The organism is Dyella japonica (assembly GCF_040545895.1).
GTDB lineage: Bacteria > Pseudomonadota > Gammaproteobacteria > Xanthomonadales > Rhodanobacteraceae > Dyella > Dyella japonica_D.
This window is the reverse complement of record NZ_JBEPMU010000001.1, coordinates 1289141-1311435: the sequence shown is the minus strand read 5'-3', so window position 1 is coordinate 1311435 and position 22295 is coordinate 1289141. Positions and strand designations below refer to the sequence as shown.

22 protein-coding genes and 1 tRNA gene are annotated in these 22295 nt (G+C 65.5%); 17 read left to right on the top strand and 6 right to left on the bottom strand.

Annotated elements, in window-relative coordinates:
• The first annotated feature begins 238 nt into the window (after nucleotides 1-238).
• Both dapA and ABIC75_RS05745 read left to right on the top strand, forming a co-directional pair.
• Nucleotides 239-1132, top strand: a complete 894-nt coding sequence (gene dapA / locus ABIC75_RS05750; protein WP_354012878.1) for a 4-hydroxy-tetrahydrodipicolinate synthase — start codon at nucleotides 239-241, stop codon at nucleotides 1130-1132.
• Nucleotides 1133-1170: 38 nt separating this feature from the next.
• Nucleotides 1171-1764, top strand: coding sequence for a hypothetical protein (locus ABIC75_RS05745; RefSeq protein WP_354012877.1), 594 nt, complete (start codon nucleotides 1171-1173; stop codon nucleotides 1762-1764).
• A 100-nt stretch (nucleotides 1765-1864) separates the two neighbouring features.
• Here the strand turns inward: ABIC75_RS05745 and fdxA are convergent, their stop codons facing one another.
• Nucleotides 1865-2188, bottom strand: a complete 324-nt coding sequence (gene fdxA / locus ABIC75_RS05740; RefSeq protein WP_354012876.1) for a ferredoxin FdxA — start codon at nucleotides 2186-2188, stop codon at nucleotides 1865-1867.
• A 50-nt stretch (nucleotides 2189-2238) separates the two neighbouring features.
• A tRNA-Glu gene (locus tag ABIC75_RS05735) sits at nucleotides 2239-2314 on the bottom strand.
• A 189-nt stretch (nucleotides 2315-2503) separates the two neighbouring features.
• Here ABIC75_RS05735 and pcnB point away from each other — a divergent pair.
• The 6 genes from pcnB (at nucleotide 2504) to pgi (ending at nucleotide 8342) form a co-directional block, all read left to right on the top strand.
• Nucleotides 2504-3862, top strand: a complete 1359-nt coding sequence (pcnB, locus tag ABIC75_RS05730) for a polynucleotide adenylyltransferase PcnB (RefSeq protein WP_354012875.1) — start codon at nucleotides 2504-2506, stop codon at nucleotides 3860-3862.
• Nucleotides 3859-4341, top strand: a complete 483-nt coding sequence (gene folK, locus ABIC75_RS05725; protein WP_354012874.1) for a 2-amino-4-hydroxy-6-hydroxymethyldihydropteridine diphosphokinase — start codon at nucleotides 3859-3861, stop codon at nucleotides 4339-4341. Before pcnB ends, folK begins: the two co-directional genes overlap by 4 nt.
• A 56-nt stretch (nucleotides 4342-4397) precedes the next feature.
• The gene (panB, locus tag ABIC75_RS05720) at nucleotides 4398-5228 is read left to right on the top strand and encodes a 3-methyl-2-oxobutanoate hydroxymethyltransferase (protein ID WP_354012873.1); all 831 of its coding nucleotides are present in this window, start codon (nucleotides 4398-4400) and stop codon (nucleotides 5226-5228) included.
• Between the two features lie 25 nt (nucleotides 5229-5253).
• Nucleotides 5254-6099, top strand: coding sequence for a pantoate--beta-alanine ligase (gene panC / locus ABIC75_RS05715; RefSeq protein WP_354012872.1), 846 nt, complete (start codon nucleotides 5254-5256; stop codon nucleotides 6097-6099).
• A 100-nt stretch (nucleotides 6100-6199) separates the two neighbouring features.
• Nucleotides 6200-6586: an aspartate 1-decarboxylase gene (gene panD / locus ABIC75_RS05710; protein ID WP_046971832.1), complete on the top strand. Its 387-nt coding sequence runs from the start codon at nucleotides 6200-6202 to the stop codon at nucleotides 6584-6586.
• A gap of 112 nt (nucleotides 6587-6698) precedes the next feature.
• On the top strand, nucleotides 6699-8342 hold the full coding sequence (pgi, locus tag ABIC75_RS05705; RefSeq protein ID WP_354012871.1) for a glucose-6-phosphate isomerase: 1644 nt from the start codon (nucleotides 6699-6701) through the stop codon (nucleotides 8340-8342).
• A 49-nt stretch (nucleotides 8343-8391) separates the two neighbouring features.
• Here pgi and queG read toward each other — a convergent pair whose 3' ends face one another.
• The gene (gene queG, locus ABIC75_RS05700) at nucleotides 8392-9462 is read right to left on the bottom strand and encodes a tRNA epoxyqueuosine(34) reductase QueG (protein ID WP_354012870.1); all 1071 of its coding nucleotides are present in this window, start codon (nucleotides 9460-9462) and stop codon (nucleotides 8392-8394) included.
• Between the two features lie 59 nt (nucleotides 9463-9521).
• Between queG and ABIC75_RS05695 the strand changes: the two genes are divergently transcribed.
• The 5 genes from ABIC75_RS05695 (at nucleotide 9522) to ABIC75_RS05675 (ending at nucleotide 16226) form a co-directional block, all read left to right on the top strand.
• Entirely contained in the window at nucleotides 9522-11006 is a 1485-nt protein-coding gene (locus tag ABIC75_RS05695; RefSeq protein WP_354012869.1) for an NAD(P)H-hydrate dehydratase, read from the top strand.
• Nucleotides 11003-11461 carry a tRNA (adenosine(37)-N6)-threonylcarbamoyltransferase complex ATPase subunit type 1 TsaE gene (gene tsaE / locus ABIC75_RS05690; protein WP_354012868.1) on the top strand — a complete coding sequence of 153 codons (459 nt, stop codon included), beginning with the start codon at nucleotides 11003-11005 and terminating at the stop codon, nucleotides 11459-11461. Before ABIC75_RS05695 ends, tsaE begins: the two co-directional genes overlap by 4 nt.
• A 198-nt stretch (nucleotides 11462-11659) precedes the next feature.
• Nucleotides 11660-13306, top strand: a complete 1647-nt coding sequence (locus ABIC75_RS05685) for an N-acetylmuramoyl-L-alanine amidase (protein ID WP_354012867.1) — start codon at nucleotides 11660-11662, stop codon at nucleotides 13304-13306.
• Between the two features lie 87 nt (nucleotides 13307-13393).
• The gene (mutL, locus tag ABIC75_RS05680) at nucleotides 13394-15241 is read left to right on the top strand and encodes a DNA mismatch repair endonuclease MutL (protein ID WP_354012866.1); all 1848 of its coding nucleotides are present in this window, start codon (nucleotides 13394-13396) and stop codon (nucleotides 15239-15241) included.
• Between the two features lie 79 nt (nucleotides 15242-15320).
• On the top strand, nucleotides 15321-16226 hold the full coding sequence (locus ABIC75_RS05675; RefSeq protein WP_354012865.1) for a DUF1684 domain-containing protein: 906 nt from the start codon (nucleotides 15321-15323) through the stop codon (nucleotides 16224-16226).
• A gap of 145 nt (nucleotides 16227-16371) precedes the next feature.
• Here the strand turns inward: ABIC75_RS05675 and ABIC75_RS05670 are convergent, their stop codons facing one another.
• Nucleotides 16372-17154: an enoyl-CoA hydratase/isomerase family protein gene (locus ABIC75_RS05670; RefSeq protein ID WP_354012864.1), complete on the bottom strand. Its 783-nt coding sequence runs from the start codon at nucleotides 17152-17154 to the stop codon at nucleotides 16372-16374.
• 154 nt (nucleotides 17155-17308) lie between these two features.
• On the opposite strand from ABIC75_RS05670, the gene ABIC75_RS05665 reads away from it, so the two are divergent.
• The 4 genes from ABIC75_RS05665 to ABIC75_RS05650 all read left to right on the top strand — a co-directional run bounded on the left by ABIC75_RS05665 (nucleotide 17309) and on the right by ABIC75_RS05650 (nucleotide 19852).
• Nucleotides 17309-18025 (top strand): FKBP-type peptidyl-prolyl cis-trans isomerase, encoded by a 717-nt coding sequence (locus ABIC75_RS05665; RefSeq protein ID WP_354012863.1) that lies wholly within the window; start codon nucleotides 17309-17311, stop codon nucleotides 18023-18025.
• 95 nt (nucleotides 18026-18120) lie between these two features.
• Nucleotides 18121-18372 carry a DUF1289 domain-containing protein gene (locus tag ABIC75_RS05660; protein ID WP_354012862.1) on the top strand — a complete coding sequence of 84 codons (252 nt, stop codon included), beginning with the start codon at nucleotides 18121-18123 and terminating at the stop codon, nucleotides 18370-18372.
• The gene (locus tag ABIC75_RS05655; protein ID WP_354012861.1) at nucleotides 18372-18974 is read left to right on the top strand and encodes a CoA pyrophosphatase; all 603 of its coding nucleotides are present in this window, start codon (nucleotides 18372-18374) and stop codon (nucleotides 18972-18974) included. The genes ABIC75_RS05660 and ABIC75_RS05655 overlap by 1 nt, the downstream gene beginning before the upstream one ends.
• Complete coding sequence (locus tag ABIC75_RS05650; RefSeq protein WP_354012860.1) at nucleotides 18971-19852, top strand: sulfurtransferase; 882 nt, start codon at nucleotides 18971-18973, stop codon at nucleotides 19850-19852. The genes ABIC75_RS05655 and ABIC75_RS05650 overlap by 4 nt, the downstream gene beginning before the upstream one ends.
• Nucleotides 19853-19917: 65 nt before the next feature.
• Here the strand turns inward: ABIC75_RS05650 and ABIC75_RS05645 are convergent, their stop codons facing one another.
• Together ABIC75_RS05645 and ABIC75_RS05640 are read right to left on the bottom strand one after the other, a co-directional pair.
• The gene (locus tag ABIC75_RS05645; protein WP_354012859.1) at nucleotides 19918-20673 is read right to left on the bottom strand and encodes an enoyl-CoA hydratase/isomerase family protein; all 756 of its coding nucleotides are present in this window, start codon (nucleotides 20671-20673) and stop codon (nucleotides 19918-19920) included.
• 96 nt (nucleotides 20674-20769) lie between these two features.
• Entirely contained in the window at nucleotides 20770-22236 is a 1467-nt protein-coding gene (locus tag ABIC75_RS05640) for a DUF4139 domain-containing protein (protein WP_354012858.1), read from the bottom strand.
• Between the last annotated feature and the right edge of the window lie 59 nt (nucleotides 22237-22295).

Below are 22295 nucleotides of genomic sequence, written 5' to 3'. Positions count from 1 at the left end.
CACGTCGGTCGAGCTTACTTGCCGCCGCCAGAGGCCCGCAAGTAAGGCTCTTTCCTTCGTCGGCCTGTCCCGCACGGGCCCGCTGCCAGGGATCTCAGCGCCCCCGCAACGGAAGAGGGCCGGGCCGCCAGCGGCGCCGTGAACGAAACTGGCTGGCGGCGGGGTGGTCGGCCTCCGTATTGGCGCGAGAGGCTTTTCCAGTAACATGCATGGTTTGAGTTTCAGCCGGAGCGGAGTCTTGAACATTCGCGGAAGCATCTGTGCGCTGGTGACGCCGTTTTCGGCGGACGGTGCGTTGGATCTTGCGGCTTTCGGCAAGCTGCTGGATTACCAGATCGACGGCGGAACCGAAGGTGTGGTCGTGGCCGGCTCCACCGGCGAAGCCCACATGCTCGAGCATGACGAATACGAGCGGTTGCTCGCGTTCGCGGTGGAACGGGTGGCGGGCCGTATTCCGGTGATCGCCGGCACGGGTGAGGCTGGCACGGCCAAGACCGTGGCGCTCACCCGTCGTGCGAAAGCCCTCGGCGCCGACGCGGCACTGGTGGTGGCTCCTTATTACGTGCGTCCCACGCAGGAAGGCCTGCGTCGTCATTTCCTCGAAGTGGCCGATCACGGTGGCCTGCCGGTGGTGCTGTACAACGTACCTGCCCGCACGGCCTGCGATCTGCTCCCCGAGACGGTAGCGGCGCTGCGCGACCATCCGGCCATCGTGGGCCTGAAGGAAGCGCAAGGTTCCGATGAGCGAATTGCCGCCATTGCGGAACTTGCGCGGCCGGATTTCGTCTATCTGTCCGGTGACGACGGCACGGCCTGCAAGGCCATGCTCGTCGGCGGCGCGGGGACGATCTCGGTGGTAGCCAACCTGGTGCCTCGTGCGTTTCGCATGCTGTGCGATGCTGCGACGGCGGGCGACCGCACCGAGGCGCAGCGTTGCGACGCCGTGCTGGCACCGCTGGTTTCGGCGCTCAACTGCGCGCCGAACCCGATTGCGGTGAAGGCCGGGTTGCCTCCGCTGGGGCTGGGGTTGGCGGCACCGCGCCTGCCTCTGGTTGAATTGGAGGATGGTCCGGACCGCGCGCGACTTCGCGAAGCGCTGGCGGGTCTGGCATCCTTGGCGAATGCGGCCTGACATTTCGGGCTACTGATACTCCTACGGAATCTGCTTACATGAAGAAATCCCCGCTTGTCGTGGCCCTGCCGGTACTGGCCCTGTCTGCCTTGCTGCTCTCCGGCTGCGGCATGTTCCGTTCGCAGAAGGCCTGGGAAACCGCCAAACAGGAGTCGCCGCTGGAAATTCCGCCGGGTCTGGACACGCCTTCCACCAGCGCTGCATTGGTCATTCCGGAGCCGGGTGCCAACACCCCGACCGCCAACGGTGCGACCGCGCGCGTGGGCAAGACCGCCGCTCAGATCGCCGACGGTTTCGTCCTCGCCGACAATGTCGACAACACCTACCGCCGCGTTGGCCAGGCGCTGGAGAACGGCGACATCGGCCAGGTGATCGGGCATGACGACGCTGCGCGCACCTACACGCTGAGCGTGATTGCCTCGGACCAGCCCGCCCAGAAAAAGGGCTTCTTCAGCAGCATGTTCAATGGCAAGTCCAAGGAATCGGCTGACGCTCCGGGCGCCACGCCGCATCAGGTGCTGCTCACCATCGGCACCAGTGGCGAAAAGGCCAGCGAAGTGCGCGCGCAGGGCGACGCCGCGGCCGTGGCCAAGGTGGTCGATACGCTCAAGGGTCGTATGGGCGGCGGTTGATCCGCAGCCTTGCGGCCAAGAAAAACGCCGCCCGAGGGCGGCGTTTTTTTATGCTCGAAACCGTGTGCCGCAGGGCTGGCGAAGCGGCCTGGCGAGGCGCTCAGCGTTCCAGCAGGCCGAGCTTGTCGGGCTTGTTTTCCCAATCCTTGGCGTCGGCCAGGGCATCCTTGCGCTCGGTGATTACCGGCCAGCTCTTGGCCAGCTCCGCGTTCAGCGCCGTGAAGTTCTCCTGCCCGGCGGGCACGTCGTCTTCGGGATAGATGGCGTTGATCGGGCACTCGGGTTCGCAGAGGGTGCAGTCGATGCACTCGTCCGGATCGATCACGAGGAAATTGGGACCTTCGTGGAAGGCGTCGACAGGACAAACCTCGACGCAATCGGTGTATTTGCACTTGATGCAGTTGTCGGTGACGACAAAAGTCATACGCTCTCGTGCCTGTCTTGAATGAGCCGGGGCCCGTGCCAGGCCGGAAGTGGCGCTCCCTACGAGGTTCGAACTCGTGTTCCCGCCTTGAGAGGGCGGTGTCCTAGACCACTAGACGAAGGGAGCGAAATGCACCGGAGCGCGGTAGTATAGCGGAATTGTTTCGCCCGGCAATGCCCTTGGGGCGCATGGAACCGGGCTGGGCGGGACAACCGCCGGCTCTGCGGAGCTACGGTGGAAATGGATGCGGTGGTAGCGATGCCGCAAATGATCGCTTTGAATGGCGCAATGCGCGCCCGCAAGGATCCAGACCGCTTGAATCACGACGCAAGGACTAACGCCACGCCTGCATTGCGCATCATTCCGCGCGAGCAGCACGTGATTTCGCGCAAGAACATCAGCAAGGCAGCGCTGCGCGTGCTTTATCGCCTCAATGAGGCGGGATATCAGGCCTATCTCGTCGGAGGCGCCGTGCGCGACCTCCTGCTGGGCGGCCATCCCAAGGATTTCGACGTGGCCACCAACGCCACGCCCGACGAGGTCAAGAAACTCTTCCGCAACTCCCGCCTGATCGGTCGTCGTTTCCGCCTCGCCCACGTGGTGTACGGGCCGGAAATCATCGAAGTGGCCACGTTCCGCGGCACGGGCGAGGAAGAAGGCGAGGGCGACCGGCACATCGTCGATGGACGCATCGTGCGCGACAACGTGTGGGGCTCGATCGAAGAGGACGCCATCCGACGCGACTTCCGCGTCAATGCGCTGTACTACGACATCAGCGATTTCTCGGTGCGCGACTACGTGGGCGGCATGCAGGACGTGGAAGACCGCGTGCTGCATCTCATCGGCGATCCGGCCACGCGCTACCGCGAAGATCCGGTGCGCATGCTGCGCGCGGTGCGCCTGGCCGCCAAGCTCAATTTCCGCATCGATGCGGCCGCTGCCGCACCGTTCGACGAACTCGGGCCGTTGCTGGCGGAAGCCGCGCCTGCGCGCCTGTTCGACGAATCGCTCAAGCTGTTCCTTTCCGGCCATGGCCTGAAGAGCTTCCACATGCTCGAACAGACGGGCCTGCTGAAGTTCATGTTCCCGGCCACGGCGCGTGCGCTCAAGCGTGGCGACAAGGCGCTGCGCGCGTTGATCGAGCAGGGCCTGGCCAATACCGATGCGCGCGTGGCCGAGGGCAAGTCGGTGACGCCGGCTTTCCTGTTTGCCGTGCTGCTGTGGGGCGAGGTGCGCGATCTGGCGCATACCTGGATTACCAAAGGCATGGAGCCGGTGGCCGCCTGGGAACGCGCGGCGACGCACGTGATTGCCGAGCAGTGCCAGCGCGTGGCGATTCCGCGCCGTTTCACGCTCACCATGGAAGAAATCTGGGGCCTGCAGCCGCGCTTCGAGCAGGTGCAGCGCAAGCGCGTGTTCCGCCTGATGGCGCATCCGCGCTTCCGTGCCGCGTTCGATTTCCTGCTGCTGCGTGCCGCGGAATCGTCCGCCGTGCGTGAGCTGGGTGCGTGGTGGCAGCACGCGCAGCAGCTGCCGCACGAAACGCTGGCGGCAGCGTTGACCGGCAGTGCGGCGGGCGGTGCGGCTGAAAGCAGTGCGCCGGCAGCCAAGCCACGCAAGCGTCGTCGTCGCAAGCCGACGTCGAAGGCGGGCAACAAGTCGGATCCGGCGTGACGGTTGCGTTCATTGCGTTGGGCAGCAATCTCGGTGACGCGCGCGGCCAGGTGCTGAGCGCGTTCGATGCGCTGGACGCTTTGCCGCAAACCTGCCTGCTCGACCGCTCGCCGCTGTATCTCACGCCGCCGTGGGGCGTGCTGGACCAACCCGCTTTCATCAACGCGGTGGCGCGCATCGACACGCTGCTTTCGCCGCACGACTTGCTCGATGCGCTGCTGGGCATCGAGCGCGCGGCCGGTCGCGTGCGTGATGGCGAACGCTGGGGCCCGCGCACGCTCGATCTCGATGTGCTTCACATGGAAGGCGTGGCGTTGTCGGATGATCGGCTTACGCTGCCACATCCGCGCATTGCCGAGCGAGCCTTCGTGTTGCTGCCGCTGAGCGAGCTTGCACCCGACCTGTTGCTGCAAGGCCAGGGCAAGGTGGCCGACCTGCTGGCGGCCACCGACACCAAAGGCTGTGAGCGTCTGCCTTGAGCCCTTCACGCTCAACGCGGGATAATCCTTGTCTGCCTCCGTTCTAGGGAATTGTCGTGTACGCGCAAAAAGCGAACGCACCCACACGCAAGCCGGTCACCGTGCCGTCGTTGCGTGCGATGAAGGCGGAAGGCCGTCGCATCGTCATGCTTACCTGCTATGACGCGAGCTTCGCGGCGCAACTGGAAATGGCGGGCGTCGACGTGGCACTCGTGGGCGACTCGCTGGGCATGGTGATCCAGGGCCACAAGAGCACGCTGCCGGTGACGCTGGACCACATGGTCTATCACACCAGCATCGTCTCGCGCGGACTCGACGCCACGCTGCTCATCGCCGACCTGCCGTTCATGGCCGATCGCGACGTGGCCCACGTGCTGGAAGCGGGCGCGCAACTGGTCGGCGAGGGCGGTGCCGCGATGGTGAAGATCGAAGGTGCCTCGCCGCATATCCTCGAAGCGATCACCGCGCTGGTCGAGCGCGCCATTCCCGTCTGCGCGCATCTGGGTCTGACGCCGCAGTCCGTGCACAAGTTCGGCGGATTCCGCATCCAGGGTCGCGCGCAGGATGCAGCCGACCGGCTGGTGGAGGACGCCAAGGCGGTGGAAGCCGCCGGTGCCGACCTGCTGGTACTTGAAGGCATTCCAACCCCCTTAGGCGAGCGCATCACGCGCGCTGTTTCCATTCCGACCATCGGCATCGGCGCCGGCCCGCATTGCGACGGGCAGGTGCTGGTGATTCACGACATGCTGGGCGTGACGCCGGGCAAGCGACCGAAATTCAGCAAGGATTTCCTCGCAGGACGCGACTCTGTGGCTGCGGCGATCGCGGCCTATGCCGAGGACGTGCGCAGTGGCGCCTTCCCGGCTCCGGAACATGGCTTCGACTGAAGCGACACAGCAGAGCAAAGCAACCATGCAGACTGTGCAAGACGCCGCGGCGCTCCGCGCCACCATCCGCGGCTGGCGCGGCCAGGGCCTTACCGTGGGCTTCGTGCCGACGATGGGCAACCTTCACGCCGGTCACCATTCGCTGATCAAGCTGGCCCGCGCCCGCGCCGATCGCGTGGTGGCGAGCGTATTCGTCAATCCCACGCAGTTCGGCCCGAACGAGGATTTCGAGCGCTACCCGCGCACGCTGGTGCAGGACCAGGTGGGCCTGGCCGAGCAGGAATGCGATCTGCTGTTTGCGCCCGACGTCACGACCCTTTATCCGTTCGGCGCCGAGAACAGCGTGAGCATCCACGTGCCGCAGCTCACCGAAACGCTGGAGGGCGCCCATCGTCCCGGTCACTTCGATGGCGTGGCGACGGTGGTGTGCAAGCTGTTCAACCTAGTGCAGCCCGATCTGGCCGTGTTCGGCCAGAAGGATTTCCAGCAGCTCAAGGTGATCGAGCGGATGGTCCGTGACCTCTCGCTGCCGGTGAAGATTATGGCGGCGCCGACCTTGCGCGCCGACGACGGCCTGGCCCTGAGCTCGCGCAACCAATACCTCTCGGCCGACGACCGGGCGCTGGCGCCGCAGATCTACACCACCCTGCAGCAGATGCGCGACCTGATCGCCAAGGGCCATGCCTGGCCGGTGGTGGAGCAGGCGGCCGCGTCCAAGCTGGCCCGGGCAGGTTTCGAGCCCGATTACGCCGCCATCCGGCGCTCCGACGACCTGGCCGAGCCGGTCGACGGCGAGAACGAAGGCCTGGTGGCCCTCATCGCAGCCCGGCTGGGTTCCACCCGCCTGATCGACAACTTGCCTTTCGACTGAGCGACCCCATCAAGGGGCTGCCGGGGCTCATGTTGCGACGCGGCGTGTCCCGGCTGGATAATGGCGAGCTACGCAGACCGATTTGCCGGAAACTGAAGTCATGAACCTGAACATGCTCAAGGCCAAGATTCACCGTGCCACGGTGACCCATGCCGAGCTCCATTACGAAGGCTCCATCGCCATCGACGGCCTGTTGCTCGATGCCTCCGGCATCCGCGAGTACGAGCAGATCCATGCGTGGAACATCAACAACGGCAAGCGCTTCGTCACGTACGCCCTGCGTGCGGAAGAAGGCTCGGGCATCATCTCGGTGAATGGCAGCGCCGCGCATCGCGCGCAGCCGGGCGACCTGGTCATCATCGCTGCGTTCTGCCAGCTGTCCGAGGCCGAGCTGGAGCAGTTCCAGCCGACGCTGGTGTACGTGGACGCCAACAACGCCATCTCGCACACCAACCGCTCGATTCCCAAGCAGATGGCCGCGGCCTGAAGCCTGCTGCCCCGCTTCCCCGCGGGGCCTGGATGCGGTGCAACAATGTGCTGGCGCACGGTGCGCGAAGCTGCGTAAGATCGACGTCTCCCTTCGCCGAGCATGAGTCCCCATGTCGTCCGAGCGCCGTCCTTCTTTTCTGGCAGCACACCTTGATCGCCTGGCAGGCACCCACCTGCGTGAATTGCTGAAGGACGCCGAGCGCGGCAAGCGCCTGCGACACCGCGTCGGACCGATCCTGCTGGACCTCAGCCGTCAGAAGCTCGACCAGGCCGCGCTCGAGGCCCTTGGCGCGCACGTCGAGGCCAGCGGCTGGCAGGCGGCACGCGACGCGATGTTCGCGGGCGAGCCGATCAACACCTCTGAAGACCGCGCGGTGCTGCATACCGCACTGCGTGCGTCCGGCTCGAAGCTGCCCTCGCCGGCACCGCGCGACGCGCTGAAGGAAATCGAGCAGACCCTGCAGCGCATCGACGCGCTGACCAAGGCCGTGGAACTTGGCGACGCCACGGCATTCGGCGTGGCGCCGGGCATTACCGACATCGTCAACATCGGCATCGGCGGTTCGGATCTCGGGCCGCGCCTCGCTGTCCGTGCACTCACGCCGTATCACGTGCCTGGGTTGCGCAGCCATTTCCTCACCAATGTCGATGGCCAGTCGGCGTATGAGCTGATGCATCAGCTCGATCCCAAGCGCACGCTGGTGATCGTGGTTTCCAAGACCTTCACCACGCAGGAGACGCTGCTCAACGGCAACGTCATGCGCGACTGGATCAGCCGGGCGTACAACGGCGACAAGGCGGCCGTATCGCGCCATTTCCTCGCCGTGAGCGCCAACGTCGCCGAGGCGGAAAAGTGGGGCGTGCCCGCGGCGCAGGTCTACCCGATGTGGGATTTCATCGGCGGCCGTTTCTCGCTGTGGTCGGCCGTGGGTCTGTCGCTGGCGTTGGCCATCGGTTCGTACAACTTCCACGAGCTGCTCAAGGGTGCGGCGCTGGTCGACGATCATTTCCGCAGCGCGGCGTGGTCGGAAAACCTGCCGGTATTGCTGAGCCTGGTGGAGTACTGGAACCGCGACGCGCAGGGCCGTGGCAGCCGTGCGGTGATTCCGTACGCGGACCTGCTCACCGATCTCACCTCCTATCTCCAGCAGCTGGAAATGGAGAGCCTGGGCAAGCAGGTGACGAAGCAGGGCCAGCCAGTGGCGCAGCCGACATCTGCAGTGGTGTGGGGCAGTGTCGGCACGAATGCGCAGCACGCCTATTTCCAATCGCTGCATCAGGGCACCGACACCGTGCCGCTGGAGTTCATCGGCGTGGTGAAACCCGCGCACGACCTTGCCGCCAATCACGACGCGCTGTTGTCGAACCTGCTTGCGCAGGCGGCGGCACTCGCGCTCGGCAAGACCTTCGATGAGGCGCTCGCCGAAGCAAAGTCAGGAACCGACGAAGAGCGTCGCATGCTGGCTGCGCAGCGCACGTTTCCGGGCGATCGCCCCAGCACCGTGATGCTGCTGGATGCGCTCACGCCGGAAAGCTTGGGCGCACTGATCGCGCTGTACGAGCACAAGGTGTTCATGCTCGGCCATCTCTGGGGCATCAACGCGTTCGACCAGTGGGGCGTGGAACTGGGCAAGTCGATTGCGCGGCAGATTCTGCCGGCGTTGGACGAGAGCGGGGCGAGGAGTGTTTCCGGCCTGGACGCGTCCACGCAAGCGTTGATTGAAGTGATTCACCAGCGCCGTACCGCGCAGTAAATCCCTGGATTGAAGCGGCGAAGCGCATCGAGTGCGCTTCGCCGTGACGTCATGCGTTATGTCGCGCCAGCGCCCACGCCACGTGCTCGCGCACGATCTCCGACGAATGCCCGGCGCGTGCAAGCAAGGCCTGTCGCACTTCCGCTGAAGAAGGCGCATTGCCCAGCGCTACTGCGATATTGCGCAACCAGCCCTCGTAACCCGTGCGACGAATGGCCATGCCTTCCGTGCGCTGCAGGAATTCCTGCTCGCTCCATCCGAACAGCTCGATGAGCTTCGCGCCATCGAGGCGGTGGCGCGGCGCGAAATCCGGTTCCGTCGCATCCTGGGCAAACTTGTTCCAGGGACAGATCAGCTGGCAGTCGTCGCAGCCGAAGATGCGGTTGCCCATCGGCGCGCGCAGCTCTTCGGGAATGCTGCCGCGCAATTCGATGGTGAGGTAGGAAATGCAGCGGCGCGCGTCGAGTTTGTAGGGCGCCACAATGGCCTGTGTGGGGCAGATGTCGATGCAGCGGCGACAGCTGCCGCAGTGCGCGCTGGCCGGTGCATCGATCGGCAGCGGCAGGTTCGTGTAGAGCTCACCGAGGAAGAAATACGAGCCGGCGCTGCGGTTGATCAGCACCGTGTGTTTGCCGATCCAGCCCAGGCCGGCATTGCGTGCCAGCGCTTTTTCGAGCACGGGAGCGGAGTCGACGAAGGCGCGATAGCCGAAATCGCCGATGGCGCCATGAATACGTTCCGCGAGTTTCTGCAGGCGATTGCGCATCAGCTTGTGATAATCGCGGCCCAAGGCATAGCGCGCCACGTAGCCGGCTTCGGCGTCGTGCAGCACGTTCCATGCGTTGCGCGTGCCCGGTGGCACGTAATCCATGCGCACGGAAATCACGCGCAGCGTGCCTGGCTCCAGTTCGGCTGGACGGCTGCGCTTGTCGCCGTGGCATGCCATGTAATCCATCTCGCCGTGATGGCCGTCGTCGAGCCAGCGCTTCAGGTGCACCTCGTCCTCGCCCAGCTCGGTGCCGGCGATGCCGCAATCGGCGAAGCCAAGTTCCTGCGCCCAGCGCTTGATGTCGAGCGCAAGCGCAGCGTAGTCGGCGGACGGGGCGGAAACGGAAGCCATGGCGCCATTGTAAGCCGTATGCGCGCGAAGCCCGACGCAGGCATGCCTATAATTCCCGCATGACTGCCCATGCCCATCGTCACGAGCTTTACACCGTCGACCAGGTGCGCGCGCTCGATCGCCGCGCCATCGAGCAGCTCGGCATTCCCGGTTACGAACTGATGCAACGCGCCGCTGCCGCCGCGCTGGTATGCCTTCGGCAGCACTGGCCGCAGGCACGACGCACCGCCGTGTACTGTGGTCCCGGCAACAACGGAGGCGATGGATTCCTGCTCGCTGCATTGGCGCGTGAGGCGGGCCTTCATGCCGAGGTGTTTGCGCCTGCCGAGAGCCGCGGCGACGATGCAACGCGTGCGCGGCGCGAGTTCGAGCATGGCGGTGGAATAGTGAACGCGTGGAACGACGCCGTCGTGCTTCCGGCCGTCGATGTGCACGTCGATGCCTTGTATGGCACCGGCCTGCAGCGCGCACTGGCAGCGGACGTTGCTGCGTTGGTCCGACGCATTCATGCGACGGGCGCACCCGTGTTGGCGCTGGACGTGCCATCGGGCGTGAACGCCGATACGGGCGACGTGCCGGGCGAGGCCGTGCAGGCCGATGTCACCGTGACCTTCATAGCGTCCAAGCGCGGTCTCTATACAGGTGTGGCGCCGGGCTATGTGGGCGCGGTGCAACTTGAATCACTCGGTCTTCCCGAGACGCTGTGGCAGAACGCCCATGGGGATGCCGAACTGATGCAGCCCTGGACGCTGCCGCCGCGTCCGCGCCAATCGCATAAAGGCAATAACGGCCACGTGCTGGCGATCGGCGGCGATCACGGCACGGCGGGCGCGATCCGCTTGTGTGGCGAGGCTGCGCTAAGGGGCGGTGCGGGACTGGTCAGCGTCGCCACGCGCGCCGAGCATCTGATTGCACTCAATAGCGCGCGCCCGGAGTTGATGGCGCACGACGTGAATGGTCCGCAGGCGCTGGAAGCCCTGCTGCCACGCGCTACCGTGCTCGCGGTCGGGCCGGGTTTGGGGCAGGGGGCGTGGGGGCATGCGTTGTGGCTGACAGCGCTCGATGCGCATCTGCCGATGGTGCTCGATGCGGATGGTCTGAATCTGTTGGCCCAGGAACCTCGGCAATTGTCTGTTCCCGCGGTGATGACGCCGCACCCGGGCGAAGCGGCACGCTTGCTTGGGTGCGATACCGCGACCATTGGTGCGGATCGGTTCGCGGCGGTGCGCGAATTGGCTAGGCGATATCAAGCGGTGGTTGTGCTGAAAGGCGCGGGCAGCCTGGTGGCCGATCCCGAAGGCCGCGTTGCCGTCTGCCCCTGGGGCAACCCTGGCATGGCCACCGGCGGCATGGGCGACCTGCTGACCGGCATCGTTGCCGCGCTGCTGGCGCAGGGTTGCGACGCGTGGCAGGCGGCGACGCTTGGCGTGTCGCTGCACGCCCGCGCGGGCGATCTGGCGGCGCGACACGGCGGCGAGCGTGGCCTGATCGCCACAGACCTGCTGGAACCGCTGCGTCTGCTGCTCAACGGACGGGAATCATGACGGAGCCAAACTGGAACCTGCCCGACGAAGCGGCCACCGCTGCGCTCGCCATCCGCATGGCTGGCGCACTCGACAGCGGCCTGGTGGTTTATCTCCACGGCGATCTGGGCGCCGGCAAGACCAGCTTTGCCCGCGCCTTGCTCGGCGCCCTGGGTGTCGGCGAACGCATCAAGAGTCCGACCTACAGCCTGGTCGAGTCTTATCGCGCCAACGGCCGCGCCGCCTGGCACCTGGATCTCTATCGCATCGCCGATCCCGGCGAGCTGGAATGGCTGGGCCTCGATGCGCTGTCCGATCCCACAGCACTGGTGCTGGTGGAATGGCCCGAGCGTGGCGCCGGTGCGCTTCCGGCCCCCGATCTGGTAGTGCACCTGGGCTATGCCGGTACCGGGCGACACGCCCGGATGGAAGCGCGGACGGCGCGCGGCGAGGCCATCGCCTCCCGCCTCGGCTGATCCTGCCCACAGGTCCCGGTACGCCTAAGTATCGGTAGTTGCTGAGATTTTTCTTGCGTCAGGGATGGGCGACTTAGCCTTCAGTTTGCGTGGCTTGCGGCCGATACCTGGATGTCGCCTAACGAAACTAACGCAGGTTATGGATATTCAAGGGAAAACCTATTGCATTCACGAGGCGGCTGGGCTTCAATTCGGCCCATGAAGGGATATAGGACGCATCCTGCTCTGTTCGGCGCCATGGCCTTGCTGGCCCTGGCGCCTTTTTGCGTGGTCCGCGCGGCCGATCTGAAGTCGGCTCGTGTCTGGGCCGGGCCCGAATACACGCGCGTCGTCCTGGATGTTTCCGGCCCGGTCACCTACAAGGTCGACCAGGACGGCGATCAGCTCACCGTGGACCTCAACGCCAGCTCGATCTCGGGCAGTTTCAGCTCGCCGGGCGCCACCGGCCTGTACAAGGGCATGAGCGGCGCGAAGCAGGGCAACAATGTGCGTCTGACCGCCAAAGTCGACCCGTCCAGCAGCGTCAAGAGCTTCCTGCTCAAGCCGCAGGCCGAGTACGGCTATCGGCTGGTGGTCGACGTTTATCCGGGCAGCGGCTCGGTGGCGAAGACCTCGTCGCCGGCCAAATTGCCGGTGATTGCGGCTGCTGCCCCTGCGCCGTCGGATGACGACGGTGGCGAAGGCAGCTCGACGGCCGCCGCTGCCGTACCCGAAGCCGCTCCGCCGCCGGCTCCCTTGCCGCCGCCGACATCCGCGCCGGAGCCGGTGCGCAGTTCGACCAAGTCTTCCCTGAAACCGACCCAGAGCGGCATGGCTTCCACACGTGCCGCTGCCGCGCTGCTCAATGGCGAACGCAAGGTGGTCATCGCCATTGACGCCGGCCATGGCGGCGAAGATCCGGGTGCCCATGGTCCCGGCGGCACGCTGGAGAAAAACGTCACCCTCGCGGTGGCGCGCCAGCTGGCGGACCAGATCAACCAGCAGCCCGGCATGCGAGCCGTGTTGACCCGCAACGCCGATTTCTTCATTCCGCTCGCGCAGCGCTACCAGATCGCCCGCAACAACTCGGCCGACCTGTTCGTTTCGATCCATGCCGACGCATTCATCAACGGCGACGCCAAGGGCTCGTCCGTGTGGGTGCTGTCGCCGCGCGGCAAGACCAGCATGGCGGCGCGATGGCTGGCGGACGGTCAGAACCGCGCCGACCTGATTGGCGGTGTCACGCTGGATGACAAGAACGACGGCCTCGCCGCCGTGCTGCTCGACCTGCAGCAGGGTTATTCCATGCAGGCCAGCGAATCGGTTGCCGGCAACGTGCTGAAGGCGCTGGGAAATCTCGGCCCCACGCATCGTGGCTACGTGGAGCGTGCCAACTTCGTGGTGCTGCGCTCGCCGGACGTGCCGTCGATCCTGGTCGAAACCGCCTTCATCAGCAATCCGGACGAAGAGCGCAAGCTGCGCGATCCCTCGCACCAATCGCGTCTCGCCACGGCCGTGATGACTGGCGTGCGCGGTTATTTCGAAGCCACGCCGCCCCCGGGCAGCTGGTTCGCCGCACAGGCCTCGCGTCGCAACGGCATGGCGAATGTCGCCACCTCGCAGGGTGACGACGATACGTCCGCCAAGGCCACGCGCGCCGTGGCGCAGGCCATGGCTTCCACCCCCGGTGCCGCCGCGCGTGCGGACGATGGCGTTCAGGATCTGCACCGCGTCGAGCGCGGCGAGAGCCTGCGCAGCATCGCCAAGCAGTACGGCGTGAGCGTCAATGCGATCAAGAGCGCCAACAGGCTGGAAAGCGACAGCTCCGTGCGCGTCGGCATGATGCTGGCCATCCCGGCCGGCTAAAGCAGCCTGCTCAAGGAGTGATCAAGGCGCCGCCTTCGGGTGGCGCTTTTGCTTTCGCCCAGGGGCATCACGTTCTAAGCTTTACCGATGCCAGTCATTCGCGCCCTGCCTCCCGAACTCATCAACCAGATCGCTGCCGGTGAAGTGATCGAGCGACCGTCTTCCGTGGTGAAGGAATTGGTCGAAAACAGCCTCGATGCCGGCGCCACCCGCATCGAAGTGGATATCGAGCAGGGCGGTGCGCGACTGATCCGCGTGCGTGACGATGGCTGCGGCATCGCTCCGGATGAACTGCAACTGGCGGTGGCTTCGCATGCCACCAGCAAGATCGGCAGCTTCGACGATCTGGAACACGTGGCCAGCATGGGCTTTCGTGGCGAAGCGTTGGCCTCCGTCTCCTCCGTGGCGCGCTTTGCGTTGACCTCGCGCGCGCAAGGACTGGATACGGCGTTCCGCATCGAAGTGGATGGCGGCAAGATGCAGGCCGCGCGTCCGGCGCAGCATCCGCAGGGCAGCAGCGTGGAAGTGCGCGACCTGTTCTACAACGTGCCGGCGCGACGCAAATTTCTCCGCGCCGAACGCACCGAGTTCGCGCATATCGACGATCTGCTCAAGTCGCTTGCGTTGGCGCGTGGTTCGGTGGAATTTCGCCTGAGCCACAACGGCAAACCGGTGCGCGTCCTCAAGGCAGCGCGCGATGAAAGCGCGGCACTGCAGCGCGTGGCCGAAGTGCTCGGCGAAGATTTTCCGGCGCAAAGCCTGCGTATCGATCACGCCGCGGCGGGCTTGCATCTGTCGGGCTGGGTAGGTTTGCCCACTGCCTCGCGTTCGCAGGCCGATTCGCAGTATTTCTACGTCAATGGTCGACTGGTGCGCGATCGCATCGTGGCGCATGCGGTGCGCCAGGCGTATGCGGATGTGCTCTTCCACGGTCGCCATCCGGCGTTCGTGCTGTATCTCGAACTCGATCCCGTCGGCGTGGATGTGAACGTGCATCCGGCCAAGCACGAAGTGCGTTTCCGCGAGCAGCGGCTCGTGCACGACTTCCTGTTCCGCACGCTGCACGAAGCACTCGCGCAGACACGTGCCGGCAACACCGGATTGCCGGCCACGGAGTCGCCGGCGTCGAGCGCGGCACCGGCGTATGGCTACAGCATGGCGCCGTCGCCGGGAGGGGCGGCAACGTCTGCGCCTGCATGGCCCAATGCCTTCAGCCAGAGCCGCCTGAGCCTGGGCGTGAGGGATGAGCCTCTGGCCGGATACGCCGCGCTGCTGGGTGAGCCGTCCATGGCTTCCACACCGCTGTCGTTCGCTGCCAATGCGCCCATGCCGGAAGCGTCGGAAGAGGAAGCGCCGCCGCTGGGCTTCGCCATTGCGCAGCTCAAGAGCATCTACATTCTCGCGGAGAATGCGCACGGCTTGATCCTGGTGGACATGCACGCCGCGCACGAGCGCATCACCTACGAAAAGCTCAAGGCCGGTCGCGCCTGCAGCAACCTGCGTTCGCAGATGTTGCTGGTGCCCTTGAATGTGGCCGTGAGCGCGAAAGAAGCGGCAGCGGCAGAAGAACACGCCGATGCGCTGGCGGAGTGGGGCATGGAGCTGTCGCGCAGTGGTCCGTCCGGCGTGGTGGTGCGTCGTATCCCCGCGCTGCTCGAAGGTGCCGATGTGGCGCAGCTGTGCCGCGACGTGCTCGCCGAGCTTGCGCAACACGGCAGCTCGCGTCGCCTGCAGGAACTGGAGAACGAATTGCTCTCCACCATGGCCTGTCATGGTTCGGTTCGCGCCGGACGCCGGCTCACCATTCCCGAAATGAATGCCTTGCTGCGCGAGATGGAAGCCACCGAGCGCTCCGGTCAGTGCAACCACGGGCGGCCCACCTGGACCCAGCTGAGCCTGCCCGAGCTCGACAAGCTCTTCCTTCGCGGTCGTTGACGGTTTTCTGTACTGGCGTGCGCTTGCGCCGTCTGCAAATGGACGGCCATACTCGGGCGTCATCCTGACGGGGCCTGCCATGTTGCGTACCGCCGTTCTCGCCTTTGCCCTGAGTCTTGGAGTTGCCGCCGTGCAAGCTCAAACCCCCGCCGCCACGGATTTTTCCCAGCAGAACGCCAACTGGCAGAACAAGCGCCTGGCCGGTCTTACCGCGCCCAGTGGCTGGCTGAGCCTGATCGGCCTGGACTGGCTGAAGGAAGGCGCCAACCGCGTGGGCAGCGCCGCGGACAACGACCTCGTGTTGAAGGCCGGCCCGGCTCATCTGGGCGTGGTCACCTTGTCGAAGGATGGCAGCACGCACATCGTGTTCGATAAGCACAGCGGCGCCACCGTGGACGGCAAGACGGTGCCGGAAGCGACGCTCGTCGACGATATGCATGCTGGCGATGGCGCGCCGTCCGTCGTGGCCTTCGGTTCGGCGAGTTTCCTGGTGATCGAGCGCGATGGCCGCAAGGCCTTGCGGGTAAAGGACAGCAACGCCGAAACGCGCACGCATTTCCAGGGGCTGGATTACTACCCGGCCGATCCGTCGTGGCGCATCGTGGCCGACTGGGTGCCGTTCGATCCGCCGCATGAGCTGGAGATCGGCTCGGTGCTGGGCACGGTCAACAAGGAGAAGGTGCCGGGCAAGGCGGTGTTCCATCGCGATGGCCACACCTACGAGCTGATGCCGATCCAGGAAGAACCCGATTCGCTGTTCTTCGTGATCGCCGATCGCACCTCCGGCAAGGAAACCTACGGTGCCGCGCGTTTCCTGTATGCCGATCTGCCGAAGGACGGCAAGGTCGTGCTCGATTTCAATCGCGCGTACAACCCGCCGTGCGCGTTCACGCCGTACGCCACCTGCCCGCTGGCGCCGCCGGAAAATCGCATGGATCTGGCGGTGACGGCGGGCGAGAAGAACTACCGCGGCAGTCATCACTGAGCATCCGGCTTATTCGTGCTCGACATGCTCGTCATTCCTGCGAAAGCGGGAATCCAGCGCTTTTCGGCATGTAAAAGCAGAGGCACTGGATTCCCGCTTTCGCGGGAATGACGAATCGGAATGCCTAGCGCACCTCAATGCGCTTTCAACGCCCCTTGAACTCTGCCTTGCGCTTTTCCAGGAACGCGGTGGTGCCTTCGCGCATGTCTTCGGTGGCGAAGGCCAGTGCGAATGCCTGCGTTTCAAACTCCAGGCCTTGGTCGATGCTGCTTTCACCACCCTGCAGCACTGCATCGAGGATGCCCGCAGCCGCCAGCGGCGCCGCCGCGGCAAGCTGATCGGCCATCGCAGTCACGGTGTCATCCAGTGCTTCCGGCGCAACCACGCGGTTGACCACGCCCAGCTCATAGGCGCGCTGTGCGCTGATCGGTGCGCCCAGCAGGCAAAGTTCCAGCGCGGCGCTGCGGCCCGCCAGGCGCAACAGGCGCTGCGTGCCGCCGAAGCCGGGGATTAGGCCAAGGTTGATCTCGGGCTGGCCGAATTTCGCCTTCTCGCTGGCCACGCGCAGATGACAGCACATCGCCAGCTCCATGCCGCCGCCCAAGGCGAAGCCCTGGATGCGCGCGATCACCGGCTTGCCCAGCCGTTCCACCAGGCTCATCAGGCGCTGACCGGTGCGCGAGAAACCCTGTGCCTGCACAGGCGTGTAGCCATTCATCTCGGCGATGTCGGCGCCGGCCACGAAAGCCTTCTCGCCGGCGCCGGCGAGAACGACCACGCGCACGACATCGTCCTGGGCGGCCTGGGTGAAGGCCAGCGTCAGCTCGTTGAGCGTCTCCCGGTTGAGCGCATTGAGCTTGTCCGGGCGATTGACAGTGATGGTGCGCACCGCGCCACGGTTGGCGATTTCCAGGTTGCGATAGGCCATGATTCCACTCCGGCGGGAAAAGGTGTGATGTTAGCAGCGGGAACCTTTGGCGCCCCCCGCGTTCGAAGCCAGGGACGCCGGTTCGACCGGTTACGCTGCACGATTCGCCAAGACCGCTTAGGATGGTGAAGTTGCGGCCGCAATGGAGGAAGGCATGGCACAACTGCGTTGGCTCGCTCTGGGCATCCTGTTATGGGGTGGCTTGGTGCATGCCCAGAACAGTGGCGCCCCGCAGGACCCGTCGAAGGTCAAGCTCGACAAGACCAAGCTGTCCTACGCCATCGGTTATCAAATCGGCAGCCAGTTCGCCAACGGCGATCCGGAAGTGGACATTCCCACGCTGCTGCGCGCGATCCAGGATGCCTATGCCAAGAAGCGTCCCACCGTGCCGATGCGCGACATGCACGACCAGCTGCGCGAACTCGACGAGCAGATGCACGCGCAGGCGCTGGCGCAGTTCAAGCAGGCGGCCGAAACCAATGCGCGCAAGAGCGCCGACTACATGGAGCGCAACCGGAGCAAGCCGGGCGTCATCCAGCTGCCGTCGGGCATCCAGTATGAAGTGGTGAAGAAGGGCACTGGTACCAAGCCCGTGCCGGAAGGCTCCGTGGTCACGGTGAACTTCCGCGCCATGCTGATCGACGGCACCGAATTCGACAGCTCGTGGGCACACGGTTCGCCGGTGAGCTTCGTGGTGAACAACAAGGTCATTCCGGGTTGGCAGGAAGTCATCCAGCGCATGCACGTGGGTGACCTGTGGAAGGTCACGGTGCCGCCGGCGATGGCCTATGGCATCAAGGGCGACCCGCCGCGCATCGGACCGAACGAGGCGCTGGTCTTCGAAATCGAGCTGCTCGAGATCAAGCCCTGAGATAGCGCCAAAGCCCGTGTGCGTTGCGTTTCGCCGACGCAACGCCACCGCCCGGGGACGTCCTCGCATGACAGCCCCGGGCCCCTTGCGATAGCATGCTCGCTTCCCTGGCACGTTCCGTGCCGCGCTTCGACGATACCTCTTGCAGCATGACGGCGGCAGACTGCTCTCCTGGTCCCTCCAGCAACCCTTTGAGTCCTTGCATCGGCATTTGCAGGCTCGATGCGCGTGGCTATTGCATCGGCTGCCTGCGCACAGGTGAGGAGATCGCCCGCTGGCGCGCCATGCCGGACGACGAACGACTCCGCTACATGCGCGACGTGCTGCCCACGCGGAAGAGCCCGTGATGGGCGAACTGCTGACCGACCTGAGTCATGCAGTATTGCCCCTGTCGTCGCCACCGGTCGGGCGCGGCTGGAATCACGCCGACATGGTCCAGCTGATCGGTGATACGCCGCGTCGGCCGGCCGCTGTGCTGGTGGGCGTGCGCGAAGGCGTGCAGCCGCGTCTCGTGCTCACCGTGCGCACCGACCATCTGCAGGATCATGCGGGGCAGGTGGCTTTTCCTGGCGGCCGCACCGACCCAGAAGACGCCGATGCCATTGCCACCGCCCTGCGCGAGAGCGAGGAAGAAATCGGCCTCGAGCGCCGGCTGGTGACGCCGATGGGTTTTCTCGATCGCTTCGAAACGATCAGTGGTTACACCGTGACGCCGGTCGTGGCGCGCATCGATGCCGACGCACGCCTGTATCCCGCGCCGGCGGAAGTGGCGGAAGTGTTCGAGGTGCCGTTGTCGTTCTTTCTCGAGCCGCGCAATCTCAAGCGCTACACCATGGATTTCCGCGGGCATCGCCGCGACATGCTGGAATTCGTGCACGGCGGCCATCGCATCTGGGGCGCCACCGCCGCGATGGTGTTCAACCTCCTGCAGAGGATGGGACGCACATGACACTCAAGACCACGCTAATCGACGTGCAGGAACTGGCGGCGCTAGCACCCTCCGACGTGCTGATCGTCGACTGCCGCTTCGACCTGATGGCGCCCGGCAGCGGCGAACGCGACGTGGGCAAGGGCGAGCGCGACTATCGCGACGGGCATATTCCCGGCGCGGTCTATGCCAGCCTTGATTCCGATCTTTCCGATCTCACGCGCAAGAGCCAGGGCTTGGGTCGGCATCCGTTGCCGCTGGAAGCGGCCTTCTCGGAAGTCCTGTCGCGCTGGGGCTGGCACGAGGGCATGCAGGTCGTGTGCTACGACGCGGCGAACGGTTCGCTTGCTGCGGCACGCCTGTGGTGGTTGCTGCGGCTGGCAGGCATCCGCGATGTGGCCGTGCTCGACGGTGGCTATCAGGCCTGGGTGGCTGCTGGCATGCCGGTGGAAACGGGTGATGTGAATCGCGAGCCACGCGCGGTAAGCGTGTACTTCGACGCAGATCAATACATGGTCGATCACGCCGCGTTGCGCAACGACCCGCAGCGCGTGTTGCTCGATGCACGCGCTGCGCCGCGCTACCGCGGGGAGGTCGAGCCGATCGACCCTGTGGGTGGCCATGTGCCCGGTGCGCTCAATCGTCCTTTCTCCGACAATCTTCGCGAGGATGGCCGTTTCAAACCGGCGGATATGTTGCGCCGCGAGTTCCAGGCGTTGATCGGCGCGCACGCATCGCAGGACGTGATGCACATGTGCGGTTCGGGCGTCACCGCCTGCCACAACCTGTTGGCGATGGAGCATGCCGGCCTGACCGGTTCGCGGCTGTACGCACCGTCGTGGAGCGGTTGGGTGAGCGATGCGACGCGGCCGGTGGCGAAAGGCGCTGAGCCAGGCTGAGCTTCGTCGCCCTTCCTACACGCCAAAAAAACGCCGGCATGTGCCGGCGTTTTTCATAAGGTCGATCAATCCTTCTTCTTGAGCCGTGCGACCAGCTTTTCCAGCACGGCCTGCGTTTCCGGATGGAAATACGCGTCGATGAATTCATCGATCGGTAGTTGTTCCGGATGTGCCCACACGTCCGTGAGGTCGGCGCGTGCGATGGCGCGAGTCTTCAGCATGGCATTGGAGGGCAGCGCGATCATGCCTTGCATCCACACCAGGGCGCGCGTTACCACTTGTTCGGCGTTGGTGATTTCATCCACCAGACCCACGGCCAGCGCCTCGGCTGCTTCGACCATCGCGCCCGCCACCATCAGGCGTTCGGCGCGATAGCCACCTACGATGCGGCGCAGCGCCATCTGGATGCTTTCGGGCACGACCAGACCCACCTGCACCTCGTTGAGGCCGATGCGGAACGGCCCTTCGGCCATCACGCGGTAATCGCAGAACAGCGACAGCACGGCGCCGCCTGCCGGACTGTGGCCGGTGATGGCGGCCACGGTGGGCACCGGCGACATCGCCAGCTTCGAGCAGGTGGCGAAGAACTCGCGCCAGAAATCACGCACACCATCGCGGTCGCGGCCCAGCAGCGAGGGCACGTCCACGCCGGCGGAGAACATGCCGGGCAGTCCCGAAAACACGATGCCGCGCGCGCCGCTGGCCACGGCGTTGTCGACCGCATCGCGGATGGCGCGGAGCAGATCGATGTTCAGCGCGTTAACCGGCGGACGCGCCATGTTGATTTCAGTGATGGCGTCGTGCGTGATCAGGTTGAGCATGGCAGTGGGCCGGCATGAGTTGAGAGTGGGCAACGAGATTAGCAAAGACGGCATGCCGCCGCTTTGTATGTCTGCCCACTCGTCTTCACCCGGTCATCACCCTTGCGGCTGGTCGTCCGCGGTCCACTGGTAGCGCACCAGATAGTCCAGCGTGGCCTTGCCGTTGGCGGGCACCGTCACCTTGAATTCCAGCGTGTCGGTGGTTTGTGCGCTTGGCTTGCTGCTGGACGATGCCAGCGTCCACTGCCGCCAGCGCTGGGGATGCTCGCGCACCGTGATCGTGCGTGGCGTGTCGCTGGCATTGGTGAAGGTGATGCGAAAGCCTTCGTCCATGGTGCGCCCGTTCTTGTCCACGGTGAAGGTCGTACGCTCGCGATTGGCGCGAAGATCGAACGCCATGCCGAGCGTGATGCGTGCATCGCCGCCTTTGGGCGTGTCGTCGACGTAGCTGCTGCCGATGAGTTGCGGCGTGCCGTTGCGATCGGCGACGAGCACGCGCAGGTTGCCAGCCGGCAGGCTGTCGAACGCGCGGAATTGCAGCGTGCTGGAAATACCCTCGGGGCCGCCGCTGTTGATGGCGTCCCGCCCGATGATGGGTTGCTGTGGCGTCCAGACGGCGCCGGTTTCATACAGCGACGTGCGTTCGCAGGCGATGCTGCGCGTGTCGTACAGCGGCACCTGGGTCACGCTGCCGTCGGGCAGGTCGACCTGACCCGGTAGCGAATAGCTGCGGTAGTCGGCGAGCGTGGATTGTTCGGGCAGGGGGGCATCCGCGGTCTTCGCTCGCGCATTGAACATCATGGGGCGCGGCCCCGGAGACGGCGCGAGTCGCGGCTCGCCGGCCACCAGCTTCAGTTGCACGTTGTTCCAGTCGCGACCACTGCGATTGGCGATGCTGGCCCGCGATTCGAACTGCATCTTGCAGCCGTCGCCCGGTGCCAACGTAGCCACGTAGGCGGCACGCCAGCCGAGGCCCGCGGTGGAATAGCTCAAGGTCGCGTTGGCCCTGCCGGCGCGGTTGGCATCGACGCGCAACTGCAAGCCCGAGCCTGTCTGGAAGACGCCACGCGCCTTGACCGCGCCGTACTCGCGGATCAGCGCCGTACGTTCGCCGGCCCCGGAGGTGTCGCGCACCATCAAGCCGCTGGCGTCCGCACGCAACAGCGTGCCAGTGGCCAGCGTTTCTCCATTGGTGCCGGTCACATCCACCGGTTGTCCGATCAGGCTGCCCAGTGCGGCGTACTGGCCCTGGCCTAGGCGGAGCCGCTGCGACAGCACCTTGGCAGCGTCGCCGTCGACGCCCAGCGCGATCGTTTCCGGATCGACATATTGCGGCAGTCCATCGAGATTGACGTCCTGCGTGCCTGCCTTGAGATCGAGCTGGCGCGTTTCGCGCGCCACGGCATGGCCCGACTGCAGGGAGCCGTTGTCACCGGCGCTGTAGAGCGCGTTGTCATCGCTGCGATAGAGCGTCAATGAGGTTGCCGCCGGCGCGGCGAAGACGCTCGCGCTGGCAGTGGCGGCGATGGCAAGGGCAAGGGTGCGAAGGGGGAGCGGGATCACGGGCGAACTCCATTCGGGTGTCGCCGCTGATAGTACGGGTGCCGCATGAAGCTGCGGCA

Excerpts from the sequence above, each read along its gene's own strand:
- ABIC75_RS05745 (WP_354012877.1), top strand. The coding sequence starts at position 1,171 with ATGAAGAAATCCCCGCTTGTCGTGGCCCTGCCGGTACTGGCCCTGTCT.
- fdxA (WP_354012876.1), bottom strand. The coding sequence starts at position 2,188 with ATGACTTTTGTCGTCACCGACAACTGCATCAAGTGCAAATACACCGAT.
- panC (WP_354012872.1), top strand. The coding sequence starts at position 5,254 with ATGCAGACTGTGCAAGACGCCGCGGCGCTCCGCGCCACCATCCGCGGC.
- panD (WP_046971832.1), top strand. The coding sequence starts at position 6,200 with ATGAACCTGAACATGCTCAAGGCCAAGATTCACCGTGCCACGGTGACC.
- pgi (WP_354012871.1), top strand. The coding sequence starts at position 6,699 with ATGTCGTCCGAGCGCCGTCCTTCTTTTCTGGCAGCACACCTTGATCGC.
- queG (WP_354012870.1), bottom strand. The coding sequence starts at position 9,462 with ATGGCTTCCGTTTCCGCCCCGTCCGCCGACTACGCTGCGCTTGCGCTC.
- ABIC75_RS05695 (WP_354012869.1), top strand. The coding sequence starts at position 9,522 with ATGACTGCCCATGCCCATCGTCACGAGCTTTACACCGTCGACCAGGTG.
- tsaE (WP_354012868.1), top strand. The coding sequence starts at position 11,003 with ATGACGGAGCCAAACTGGAACCTGCCCGACGAAGCGGCCACCGCTGCG.
- ABIC75_RS05685 (WP_354012867.1), top strand. The coding sequence starts at position 11,660 with ATGAAGGGATATAGGACGCATCCTGCTCTGTTCGGCGCCATGGCCTTG.
- mutL (WP_354012866.1), top strand. The coding sequence starts at position 13,394 with ATGCCAGTCATTCGCGCCCTGCCTCCCGAACTCATCAACCAGATCGCT.
- ABIC75_RS05675 (WP_354012865.1), top strand. The coding sequence starts at position 15,321 with ATGTTGCGTACCGCCGTTCTCGCCTTTGCCCTGAGTCTTGGAGTTGCC.
- ABIC75_RS05670 (WP_354012864.1), bottom strand. The coding sequence starts at position 17,154 with ATGGCCTATCGCAACCTGGAAATCGCCAACCGTGGCGCGGTGCGCACC.
- ABIC75_RS05665 (WP_354012863.1), top strand. The coding sequence starts at position 17,309 with ATGGCACAACTGCGTTGGCTCGCTCTGGGCATCCTGTTATGGGGTGGC.
- ABIC75_RS05660 (WP_354012862.1), top strand. The coding sequence starts at position 18,121 with ATGCTCGCTTCCCTGGCACGTTCCGTGCCGCGCTTCGACGATACCTCT.
- ABIC75_RS05655 (WP_354012861.1), top strand. The coding sequence starts at position 18,372 with ATGGGCGAACTGCTGACCGACCTGAGTCATGCAGTATTGCCCCTGTCG.
- ABIC75_RS05650 (WP_354012860.1), top strand. The coding sequence starts at position 18,971 with ATGACACTCAAGACCACGCTAATCGACGTGCAGGAACTGGCGGCGCTA.
- ABIC75_RS05645 (WP_354012859.1), bottom strand. The coding sequence starts at position 20,673 with ATGCTCAACCTGATCACGCACGACGCCATCACTGAAATCAACATGGCG.